The organism is Mycobacterium sp. IDUB_19 (assembly GCF_055419445.1).
Map to the genome: position 1 here is coordinate 1 of NZ_JBVAXR010000067.1, position 9,992 is coordinate 9,992.

Genomic DNA, 9,992 nt, shown 5'->3' on the forward strand with positions numbered 1-9,992 from the left:
TAGCTGCGGCGCGCAGGTGCTGGTGCGCAAGAGCGCCTGGAACCAGACCAGCGTGCAGTGGAACGCCGACGCGACGGACCGGTGCGCCGAGCGCGCCGAAGCCGAGAAGGTGTCGGCGCACGCAACCCGGGGTGTGTTCCTGGTGTGTTCGGCGCTCAGCGAATCGATCCGCGACGCGGTACGCCACGGGTCTCTACCGATCGTCGACGAAACCAGCTCGTTAGCACCGTAATTCCCGACACGAGCGCGGCTCGGCGCCTTCTCGGCATGACCTGCCCAGAGCGCGCCGCAACGGCTGCGCAGACCGCGTAGCCGAGTGGATGGCTACTCGTCGATGTCGAGTTATTCCCGGGGTGTGATGAATACGCCCTCGGCCTCCACCGTGACACCGTCGACGTTAGCGAGATGGCCCACCGCATACGTCTTGGTGCCGTCGATCCGCTCTACCCGCGCCTCGGCCCGCAATGCACCCAGCCGCGTGGGGCGCAGATAGCGCACTGTGATGGTGCCGGTGTACGCCGGCTTGCCCGGCTGATGTGCGGTCGCGCCCAGGACATGGTCCAGGATGAGAGCGCACATCCCACCGTGCACATGGCCGGGCGGCCCCTCGTAGCCAGCGCCAAGGTGCACATCGGCGTGAACGCCGCCCGCCCCGTCGTGCCGGATCTCCAACGGCGGAGCGATGGGGTTGCGCAGTCCGATAGCCACATTGCCCGCGACGATGTTTTTGCCGTCGGGGTTGGTGCGGACACCGAACGATCCAGGCATGAGTCGCGCGCTCAACAGCTCGACGGTTTGATCGACCAGAGAGAGGGCCTGCGCCACGGCGGCTTCGTCGGCCTCGCTGCGAATCGTGACGTCGATTAGCCGTCGCACCGACTGCGTCAGCCGTTCGTGGAGAGTGTCAGTCATTTGCTTGATGCCCACTATCCGAGCTGGATCAGCTCTGACTCGAGAGGTAAACAATTGGCGCACAATTGGACGACGTCGACTCAAGCTTTCGCAGTTAGCAGCTGAGCTCATGCGTGCGCGCCGCCGTCGATCCTTATCTCGGTGCCGGTGATAAACGCGCCGTCATCGGAGGCCACCATGGCAATTGCCGACGCCACCGCGCCGGGATCCCCGAGGACTTCGTTGCTCCTGCCGTGCAGCAGCGGCGTCTGTTTGGCCCACAACCCGAGGTCGTACCCCTCGGGCATCTTGTCCAGGGTGGACAAGGCCAGTGCGGTGGCGACGCCGCCCGGCTGAATATTGACCGCGCGCAGCCCTTGCTTGGCGTATTCGAGCGCCAAGGAGTGCGTGAACGAAAGTACCCCACCTTTGCTGGCCGCATAAGCCGCCATGTAAGGATGCGCGAATGACGCTGCGGTGGAGGTGAAGTTGATTACCACACCGCGGCCGGAAGCCAGCAGCGCTGGCAGCGTTTGGCGCGTCATCAGGAAAGTGCCCGTCAGGTTCACTGCCAGGGTGGCGTTCCAGTCGTCGAGGCTGTGCTCGTGGGTGTGCGTACAGCGCTGAATGGCCGCCGCGTTGACCAAGACCTCGAGGCCGCCGAGCTCTGCCAGCGCCGCGTCGACCGTGGTGGTGACGTCGTTCTCGGAGGAAACGTCCAGGACCGTGGTGGTCAGCCGCTTGCCAGTGCAGGCCTCGTCGGCGGCAATCGCGGTGTGCTCCAAGCCCTCCGCGGAGACGTCGCAACCGACGACGGTGGCGCCCTCGTCGAGCAACCGGGCCACGGTCGCTCGTCCGATACCCGATCCTGCCCCAGTGACGATAGCGCGTCGATCAGCGAAACGCTGCATTGCACAATCCCTTTCGCTCAGGCCAGCTGGAAGGCGCTAATTGGCGCCTCCTCGGGGTAGCTGTCTGGGCCGCCCAGGTCGTAGGCGGAGTTGAGCGCGTTGATGAATGCCGGATCGTGCAACGGTTCGTTGGGTACGTCGAGCTTGATGCCGCTGGCGTGGAGGTCGTCGACCATGATGTCGATGGCCTTCTCGATAGTCAGGTCGTCGGAGCCTTCCATGTTCTTCTTCAGCTCGTCGAAATCAGAGAACACCTCGGCCGACCAGTGCACCAGGAACCGCAATTCGTCGGTGTGGTGGCGGGCAATCACATTGGGGCCATTCTCCAGCAGCCAGTGGTCCCGGTCGTCGGGATCACCGGTGAACGTGGTGTCGAAGGCCAAGTCAGCCGGAATCTGTTGGTCCACTGGCCCGTTCGCCTCACCTCGGTGCACCATCATTTCGTTCTGCACCACGACGCCACGGTTGTTGATCGGTGGCAAGACTCGCCTGGGGGCCTTCAGCGGCCCGTCAGGCCAGTAGGTGAATCCGCTGCCGGTGTCCTGCGAGAACCAGGTGATGACCTGTGCCATCTTGATCAGGTAGTCCTGGAAGAGACCGGACTTGCCCATCACGCTGGTGAGCCAGGTCGGTGCGTTCTCGTGCCGTATGCCGCGGAAGCTCGGCGAATCCAGGTGTCCCGGATCGCGATTGGCGCACGGCCCGTTGATGTTGAACAGCATCAGCTGTGGTTTGGCGTATTCGCCATGCCAGTAACTTTTGGCCATTTCCAGGAACCTCGAGTTGTAGAAGCAGTCGTGCAATTGGGGGTAAAGCAATGTGCCGTGGTTGGCGAGGTAGCCGCGGAACGTCGGGGTGAGGAACAGGTCTAGCGACGGCGTGAAACCTTCGGGGAAGACGCCGCTCATGGTCGCGATCAATTCGTCGGCCGACGCGAAGTGTTGCGCGATGATCAGCTTCCAGGGGCCTTCGGTGCGCACGACGTCGAGGAGTCGTTCCCGCTGATCGTCGGTGTAGACGTCAGTGATTTCCCGGGGCGGTGCGGCCGGCCGCAGGATGTTGGACAACTCTGTCCGCCGCTCGTCAGTCAGCATCGAGATCTCCTTCGGCATGGCGCTCGATCATGTTGCTGCAATCGATCTTCGCCGGATTGGGACGCCAACGAGCCACCGATGTCCGGTGATTGGGACGAAGGATCCAACTCGGGCGATATCTGTCGCGGCTAGGGAAGCGACAGAACTCTTCGCCCACGTGCGTCACGCATCGAACACGTCCAGCGAGCCGACAGAGGCGCGGTTCAGCTTGATCCGCTCGACAAGTCGCCATATACCATCGCGGCGCTCCCAGCGGTCATGGTAATCCCCCAGAGTATGGAAGACGGTCTGCGGCTGGCGGGTCGACAGGTGCAGATCATGGACGTAGGCGATGCTGACCGCCGTTGCGCCGGTGACGTCGACCAGGACATTGCCCAGCAGGTGCTGGGTTGGCCCACAATGGTCGAGGTAGCCGCGGATGAGGTCGATGATCGCCACCCCGCCCTCCAGATGCCCGGTCCCCAGATCGCCGATGGCGTCATCCGCGATAATGCACGCTAGAGTCGCCCAGTCTCGGTCGTCCATCGCCCGGGCGAGCCGGACCAATGCGCGCTCAATTGCCCGCTCTTCGGCGACCCAACGCAGGTCGTCTGTTGTCATTTTGCCTCAACTTCCATTGCGGCTTGGGGCGCCTGCCACGCGTCAAAAAGGGAGTGGATGGGCGAATTTCGCCCGGATTAGCGCGCCTATTTCGGCGAACGCCAGGCCGCCGCGGGCGACTGTTTCCGAGCGCATTAGAAAGCCGTGGTACACACCGGGATAACGGGTGATTGTGGTCTGTACCCCTGCGTCCCGTAGCCGCTCTGCGTACCGTTCGCCCCAGTCGCGGATCGGATCTACGGCGGCGGTCACCACGATTGCCTGCGGCAGCTGGGACAGGTTCGTGGCATACGCCGGCACGAGGTAGGGGTGAGCTGGAGGCCCGGTTCCGGCATCAGCCAGTTCGTTCATGTAGTGGATGTCGTCAAGGGTCAGCATGGGCGCCGACTCCAGTGTGGTGAGCGACGGAACCGTCATGTCGCGGTCCACACCCGGGTACAGCAGCACCTGGCAGAACAATGCCGGACCACCTCGGTCACGGGCAGCCAGGGCGACGGCGGCGGCCAGCGTGCCACCCGCGCTGTCACCGATCACCCCGATTCGGGTTGGATCCAGGCGCAATTCGGCTGCGTTCGCGGCGACCCATGCGGTCGCGGTGTACGCGTCGTCGAACTGTGCCGGGGGTGGAGCTTCGGGCGCGAGGTGGTATTCGACCGCGACGACGGTTGCACCGGACGCCTGTGCCAGGTTGCGGGCTAGCGGCTCGAAGGAATGGTTGGAGCCCAACACCATGCCACCGCCATGGAAATAGACCAACCCCGGCGCGATGGTGTCTTGAGTCGGTCGGTAGATGCGCAGCGGAAGCTCGCCGATGGGTCCAGCGATGACGCGGTCGGTTACTTCGGCCATGTCCGGCATCGCCGGCAGTGGCGCCGACTCAAGGGAATCACGCACTATCGCCAGACCTCGTTTCCGCATCGGTGGGACGTGGCCGAACGACGCCGCCCTGGCAGCGGCATCGGGGTCAAGGGGCGGCACGCTCATTGTTGTGCGGGATCGAAGCGGCGTTTGGTGGGCAGCGTCGGTGGCCGTTGTGCCGCAAGTGTATTCGCTCGTTCGAGCATCGCTCTTCCCACGTATTCGGGTTGCGTGAGGAGATAGAAACGCCCTTCGGCAGCCTGCTCGAACAGCACCTCGGCGGCGGTGATCGGATCCATAGCTTCGGCCTTGATGTCGAGCATGGCCGATCGCTGAGATTCCGCCGCCCCGCAATCACTGGCCGCGTCGGCGTCGACGCTGCCCGCGGACTCGAAGATGTTAGACACCACCGCACCGGGCAGCACGGCCTGCACGTGAATGTGGTGGTCGTGTCCAGCCGACCGCACGTCAAGCCGCAGACATTCGGTCAACGCGAGTACGGCATGCTTGCTGGCGATGTAAGGCGCCTGCAACGGAATCGCCACCACTCCACCGACCGAAGACAGGTTCCACACCCAGGCCTGGTCGTCGGTGGCCATCATTTTGGGTAGGAAGGCCCGCACACCGTAGAAAACTCCGCTGATGTTGATGTCGATGACGCGCTTCCAGTTGGCTACCGGTGTGTCCCACAGGTAGCCGAACTGTTCGATCCCGGCGTTATTGACGAGCAGCCGCACCGCACCGACATCCCGGTAGGTCTTCTCGGCGAGCGCCTGCACGGCATCGGGTTCGCGAACGTCGCACACAACGTCTAGCGCCGAGCCTCCCGCCGCGGAGAGTTCGTCGCGCAGTGCGGCGATGGCGTCGGCGTCAATGTCCGCCAGCACCACCGTCATCCCCAACCGGCTGGCGTGTCGAGCCAGTCCTGCACCGATACCCGCGCCGGCTCCGGTGATGACGGCGACGCCGCCAGAGAATATCTCGTGGACGTTCACCGGCTATGACGCGGCGCTGTCGGCGGTGTGCTCGGACAGCAAGACCGAGTTCGCGGTGTCGAGAATGATGTCCATCTCGGTGAACTCCAGCCCATCGCCGCCGTAGCGCACGCCGACGTTGGCCACGCCGCTGGACACCCCAAACGGCACGAAATTGGCGATTTGGTTGACGAAGATGTAGAACCGCGCCTGGGTGATATCACCCGCGGTGCCCGTGCGGTGCACATTTGTGGCGTGGTGACGCAACGGGTACGGACTCTGTTGGCGATGTTCGGTCAACCACTCCATGACGGCCGCGCGGCCGTGCAGTTCGGGTGACATCAATTCCTCGAATGGGCTTGCGCCGGAATCACTTCGGGTCAGATAACGCACGTTCTCGGCGTAGCGCGCCGCCAACTCGTCGTAGTGCGCCTCGTCGTAGTGGTACCAAAAGCCTGCGATGAACTCCTGTAGTTCGGGCAGTGAGACCTCGTTGCTCATCGCAATAGTCAACTCCCGCGTGGCCGCGGTACCACCGAGAATGCCCGGTCAGTGGAACACGGTTTGTCGTCAGCCAGCCCACGCCTGCGCAATCACAGCGTCAAGTTCAGGGGAGTCCACCCGTTGCATACGTCGCAGGGTAGGCCGGTGAAGCCGACGTCGCGTTGCTCACCTCCCGCTGAGTAGACAGAGCACTGCCCAACCCGCCTGTGCCCCTCGATACTCAATGTCATGACCGCCGCCGCCGAATCGATGTCGTCCCCGAGCCCAGCCGCGCCTGATCGTGAGGAACTGCGCGAAAAACTCGGGCAGGCCGACCCCGGAGTGCTGGTCGCGGTGCTGGCGCAACTTACCGGCGATCCATCGGTGATCGAGAAATTCGGGCCCAAGATCTCCCACGTGCCCGATCCGCCAGAGCGGGCCGGTGTCACCGATCCCAACACCGCCGCGGAGCTGGTGGACTCCCTACTGAAGGCGCTTGATGAGGATCCCCCAGCCAATGCTCCGGCCGTCGATGACCCCGTGCTATTCAGGCGCCTGCTGCCGCTAGCGCTGGGGTCCGAGGTGGAGGACGAGTTCGTTCCGTTGTTGCTCGAGCAGGGCGGTTTTCAGCTCTCGCAGCCGACGCTGCCACGCACGGTGCCGATCCCCGAAACGACGAAAGTGGCCATCATCGGTGCCGGGCTCGCCGGCATCATCGCCGCCCTCGCGGCTGCCGAACGCGGGATTGACTACGAAATCTTCGAACGTAACCACGAAGTCGGCGGTACCTGGTTGACCACGACCTACCCCGGCATCGGCGTCGACACGCCCTCGGCGTACTACTCGTTGTCGCGCGAGGTTAATCCGGAATGGACGAGCTACTATCCGCAGGGCGCGGAATACCAGGCGTACCTGGTGGCGCTGGCCGACAAGTACGGATTGCGTGAACACATACGATTCGGCGCCGAAGTCGAGGCGCTGTGGTGGGATGAGGACCGCGAGCAGTGGCAAATCCATTCGATTGACCGCAACGGCAACCGCGACGTGAACCATGCGCGCGTGGTGCTCACCGCCGCGGGTTACCTTAACCGACCGCGCTGGCCCGAGCTGCCGGGCCGGGAGACGTTTGCGGGCAACAGTATTCATTCCGCACAGTGGGATTCATCCTTGGATCTCGCCGGCAAGCGAGTGGCGATCATTGGCGCCGGCTGCACAGCGGTGCAGATCGTGGACGCCTGCGTCAACGAGGTTGAGCACCTCACGGTGTTTCAGCGACAGCCACACTGGGTGGCGCCGCGGAGGCGACTGACCGACGACGTTCCCGCGTACCGTCGCTACCTCGGTCGTCACGTGCCTTACTACGCCAACTGGAACCGGCTGAAGTCGTACTGGGGCACGGCGGACAACAATTATCCCGTCATCCTGCAGGACCCGCAGTGGGCCACTACGCATCTATCGATCTCACCCGCCAACGATGTGCTCTTGCGGATGTGCATGGACTACATCAACACAACTTTCGGTGCGGGAACGGAACTGGCGAAAAAGGTAACCCCGGATTTTGCGCCGTACGGTAAGCGGATCATTCGCGACCCGGGCGGCTACTACGCGGCGCTGACCCGTGATCACGTCGAGGTGGAAGCCAATGAGCCCGCTGAGGTCAATGCGAAAGGTATTGTGACCCAGGATGGTAGGCAGATCCACCTCGACGCCATCATTTATGCTACCGGGTACCACCTTGACTTCCTGTCCACCATCGACATTCGCGGCCGTGGCGGGCGCAAGCTCGCCGACGAGTGGGGTGACAGCCCCCGTGCCTACCGCGGCGGTACTGTGCCCGGATTTCCCAATCTGTTCATCAATTCGGCGCCGAACTACAGTCCCGGTCACGGCGCCGGCGCCAACTTCTCGATGGAAGTGCTGTCGCACTACGTTATTGAGTGCTTGCAACTGATGGCACTGCGTGGCGCGACGACAATGGAAGTTACACAACAGGCTTACGACGACTATGTGGCCGAAATCGACGAGGCGATGGCTGGCACGGTGTGGTGTCACACCCCGAATGCGCACACCTACTACCGCTCGGGTTCGGGCCGAGTGGTGGTGGCTACGCCGTACCGGCTGGTGGACCTCTGGCATCAACACCGAGCGCCAATCGAAGAACACTTCAGGTTACGATGACCCAATTGCTGTCCGGTAGAACGGCTTTAGTCACTGGCAGTAGCCGGGGGATTGGCCGTGCGATCGCGCGGCGGCTGGCGGCCGAAGGTGCCACGGTAGCAGTGACGGCGCGCGACCACACATCCTCGCCGTCCATGCGGGCCGGGGTCGCTTCGGCGCTGCCGGGGACGATCGATGAGACCATCGCACTGATCGAGAGCGTCGGGGGATCGGCGTTCGGGCTGGCCGTAGACCTCGAAGACGCCGACGCGCGCGCCGGTCTTGTCGACGCGGTGCTCGACCAGACCGGTCGCATCGACATCCTGGTCAACAATGCCGGCTTCGCCGACTACTCGTCGGTCGAGAACATGAGTCTGGAAACGTTTGACCGAACCGTCGAGCACTACCTGCGGACGCCGTTCGTGCTGACGAAAGCCGTTGTGCCCTACATGCGTAAGCAACGCGCGGGGTGGATTGTCAACATTGGCTCGGTGACGGGGGTGGCCCCGGTGCGGCCGTATCGCGAGTACAACAAGACGTCCGGCGACGTGGTATACGCATCGATGAAGGCCGCGCTGCACCGTTTCACCCAAGGTGTCGCCGCCGAACTGCTCGACGCGAACATCGCGGTCAACTGCGTTGGTCCCTCGACGGCGATCCGAACGCCCGGTGCGGCACAGCTCATTCCAGACACCTTCCCGACCGAACCGGTGGAGTACCTGGCTGAGACCGTGCTGGCGATGTGTCATCTGCCTGCCGCCGAGCGCACCGGCCTGGTTGCCTTCAGCCTGCACTATCCATGGTCGCAGCACTTGCCAGTGCACAGCCTGGACGCGAAGAGATTGTTGCCGCCGATGCCGCCCCCGGCGACAGCCAATCCAAGCATCCCGCCCTGCGGGGAGCTAGGCGGGTTCAGCTCAACACCGAGTTGGTGATGGCGCAGAAGCTGTGGCAGACCCGGTCGCGAACGATCACGTCGGTGGTCTCCGGGTCGAACCAACGGTCCACAACTGCCCAGTGGATGGGGTGCATCAGATACGGTCCCAGCAGTCCTTCGATGTCGGAAAACTCTTGCTCGAACACGTGCGTCCACGCACAAGCGCCTACGGCATCCGACACCCGGCTCAGTTGCCATGCCCGGATCGCTGGGACGTAGCGCGGCATCAACGTCAGCTCGTGCTCGAAGCGGGCGACGGTGGCCGCGGCGGTATGGGGCTCCACGCGTAGCAGCAGCGTCCGATACACCGTGCCCGCGTTATCAGCGCAGCGAACGGCCGCGCCGGAATAGCCCGCGCCGTTGACTCGGGTCACAGCGGGATCGGCCGCAAGCGCAGCAAATGTCCCTGCTGCGCAATCCCAATGGTCCTTGGTATCGAATCGAAGGTGCATCATGATGTCGCCGCCGTTCCGGGTGCCCGGCAGTGTCGGCTGTACGACCCAGCGCACGGCGCCGACTTCGGCGACGGCACTACCCAGCTGACCAAGTATCCGGTCGCGATCAGGCTCGAGGACGTCGAGCAATCTGATGACGCTATACATCACAGAGGTCGTCGACGTCGTCGGCTGCCGCGGCGAAGGATCGGGACCGCTCCTGCACCAATTCGTCTACCTGTGACCACCATTCGACCAACGACGGATCTGGCCTGCCTTTCCATGTCATCTGCCACCATGCCTGCACGTCGGGCAACGTCCAGGTGATGGTGACAGTGTTCACCTCATCGCCGAACCAGACCGGCGGACTGACCAGGACGTCACGCAGCGTCATGCCCCGATCGCGTGCGCCCGGGGCGTATTCGGCGAGGTAGCCGTCGACGAAGCGCCGGGCGCAGCCCGGCCGGGTGACGACGCGGTCGATGACGAATACGCGGCGGGCGGTCATGCGAACGGACTCACGCGTACTGCAACGCGGGGCTTTGACGCACCGGGAGCCGCTGGGGGAGCAGCGGCCGCAGCGGCTGAAGCGTCGGAGCGACCCGCGGCGGGCCGTCTTCGACGTTGCGCCAGATGCCCATCGCCGTCATGCG

At 63.9% G+C, this 9,992-nt stretch carries 12 protein-coding genes and 1 pseudogene; 3 read left to right on the top strand and 10 right to left on the bottom strand.

Translation table 11 applies throughout. The features are described 5' to 3' along the window. A partial coding sequence (locus ACZY0B_RS25945) for a ferredoxin (RefSeq protein WP_463767107.1) occupies nt 1-232 on the top strand: 232 nt, incomplete at its 5' end. A 110-nt stretch (nt 233-342) separates the two neighbouring features. Here ACZY0B_RS25945 and ACZY0B_RS25950 read toward each other — a convergent pair. The 7 genes from ACZY0B_RS25950 to ACZY0B_RS25980 form a co-directional block, all read right to left on the bottom strand. After that, on the bottom strand, nt 343-912 hold the full coding sequence (locus ACZY0B_RS25950; protein ID WP_463767108.1) for a PaaI family thioesterase: 570 nt from the start codon (nt 910-912) through the stop codon (nt 343-345). A 107-nt stretch (nt 913-1,019) separates the two neighbouring features. Beyond that, complete coding sequence (locus tag ACZY0B_RS25955; protein WP_463767109.1) at nt 1,020-1,802, bottom strand: SDR family NAD(P)-dependent oxidoreductase; 783 nt, start codon at nt 1,800-1,802, stop codon at nt 1,020-1,022. 17 nt (nt 1,803-1,819) lie between these two features. Further along, the gene (locus ACZY0B_RS25960) at nt 1,820-2,896 is read right to left on the bottom strand and encodes a hypothetical protein (protein WP_463767110.1); all 1,077 of its coding nucleotides are present in this window, start codon (nt 2,894-2,896) and stop codon (nt 1,820-1,822) included. A gap of 162 nt (nt 2,897-3,058) precedes the next feature. Continuing rightward, nucleotides 3,059-3,496: a nuclear transport factor 2 family protein gene (locus tag ACZY0B_RS25965; protein WP_463767111.1), complete on the bottom strand. Its 438-nt coding sequence runs from the start codon at nt 3,494-3,496 to the stop codon at nt 3,059-3,061. Nucleotides 3,497-3,538: 42 nt separating this feature from the next. Next, nucleotides 3,539-4,480 (bottom strand): alpha/beta hydrolase, encoded by a 942-nt coding sequence (locus tag ACZY0B_RS25970; protein ID WP_463767112.1) that lies wholly within the window; start codon nt 4,478-4,480, stop codon nt 3,539-3,541. Then, nucleotides 4,477-5,349, bottom strand: a complete 873-nt coding sequence (locus tag ACZY0B_RS25975; RefSeq protein WP_463767113.1) for an SDR family NAD(P)-dependent oxidoreductase — start codon at nt 5,347-5,349, stop codon at nt 4,477-4,479. Before ACZY0B_RS25975 ends, ACZY0B_RS25970 begins: the two co-directional genes overlap by 4 nt. Nucleotides 5,350-5,352: 3 nt before the next feature. After that, entirely contained in the window at nt 5,353-5,829 is a 477-nt protein-coding gene (locus ACZY0B_RS25980; RefSeq protein ID WP_463767114.1) for a nuclear transport factor 2 family protein, read from the bottom strand. Nucleotides 5,830-6,060: 231 nt separating this feature from the next. Between ACZY0B_RS25980 and ACZY0B_RS25985 the strand changes: the two genes are divergently transcribed. Both ACZY0B_RS25985 and ACZY0B_RS25990 read left to right on the top strand, forming a co-directional pair. Further along, entirely contained in the window at nt 6,061-7,989 is a 1,929-nt protein-coding gene (locus ACZY0B_RS25985) for a flavin-containing monooxygenase (RefSeq protein ID WP_463767115.1), read from the top strand. Next, nucleotides 7,986-8,903, top strand: a complete 918-nt coding sequence (locus tag ACZY0B_RS25990; protein WP_463767116.1) for an SDR family NAD(P)-dependent oxidoreductase — start codon at nt 7,986-7,988, stop codon at nt 8,901-8,903. The genes ACZY0B_RS25985 and ACZY0B_RS25990 overlap by 4 nt, the downstream gene beginning before the upstream one ends. Here ACZY0B_RS25990 and ACZY0B_RS25995 read toward each other — a convergent pair. From ACZY0B_RS25995 to ACZY0B_RS26005, 3 genes and pseudogenes are all read right to left on the bottom strand, one after another. Continuing rightward, the gene (locus ACZY0B_RS25995; protein ID WP_463767117.1) at nt 8,881-9,507 is read right to left on the bottom strand and encodes a Dabb family protein; all 627 of its coding nucleotides are present in this window, start codon (nt 9,505-9,507) and stop codon (nt 8,881-8,883) included. The two genes, ACZY0B_RS25990 and ACZY0B_RS25995, sit on opposite strands and share 23 nt — an antisense overlap. Next, nucleotides 9,500-9,847, bottom strand: coding sequence for a hypothetical protein (locus ACZY0B_RS26000; protein WP_463767118.1), 348 nt, complete (start codon nt 9,845-9,847; stop codon nt 9,500-9,502). The genes ACZY0B_RS25995 and ACZY0B_RS26000 overlap by 8 nt, the downstream gene beginning before the upstream one ends. Before the next feature lie 10 nt (nt 9,848-9,857). Next, nucleotides 9,858-9,992: pseudogene (locus ACZY0B_RS26005) on the bottom strand (IclR family transcriptional regulator); the annotation flags it as partial.

Excerpts from the sequence above, each read along its gene's own strand:
- ACZY0B_RS25950 (WP_463767108.1), bottom strand. The coding sequence starts at position 912 with ATGACTGACACTCTCCACGAACGGCTGACGCAGTCGGTGCGACGGCTA.
- ACZY0B_RS25955 (WP_463767109.1), bottom strand. The coding sequence starts at position 1,802 with ATGCAGCGTTTCGCTGATCGACGCGCTATCGTCACTGGGGCAGGATCG.
- ACZY0B_RS25960 (WP_463767110.1), bottom strand. The coding sequence starts at position 2,896 with ATGCTGACTGACGAGCGGCGGACAGAGTTGTCCAACATCCTGCGGCCG.
- ACZY0B_RS25965 (WP_463767111.1), bottom strand. The coding sequence starts at position 3,496 with ATGACAACAGACGACCTGCGTTGGGTCGCCGAAGAGCGGGCAATTGAG.
- ACZY0B_RS25970 (WP_463767112.1), bottom strand. The coding sequence starts at position 4,480 with ATGAGCGTGCCGCCCCTTGACCCCGATGCCGCTGCCAGGGCGGCGTCG.
- ACZY0B_RS25980 (WP_463767114.1), bottom strand. The coding sequence starts at position 5,829 with ATGAGCAACGAGGTCTCACTGCCCGAACTACAGGAGTTCATCGCAGGC.
- ACZY0B_RS25985 (WP_463767115.1), top strand. The coding sequence starts at position 6,061 with ATGACCGCCGCCGCCGAATCGATGTCGTCCCCGAGCCCAGCCGCGCCT.
- ACZY0B_RS25990 (WP_463767116.1), top strand. The coding sequence starts at position 7,986 with ATGACCCAATTGCTGTCCGGTAGAACGGCTTTAGTCACTGGCAGTAGC.
- ACZY0B_RS25995 (WP_463767117.1), bottom strand. The coding sequence starts at position 9,507 with ATGTATAGCGTCATCAGATTGCTCGACGTCCTCGAGCCTGATCGCGAC.
- ACZY0B_RS26000 (WP_463767118.1), bottom strand. The coding sequence starts at position 9,847 with ATGACCGCCCGCCGCGTATTCGTCATCGACCGCGTCGTCACCCGGCCG.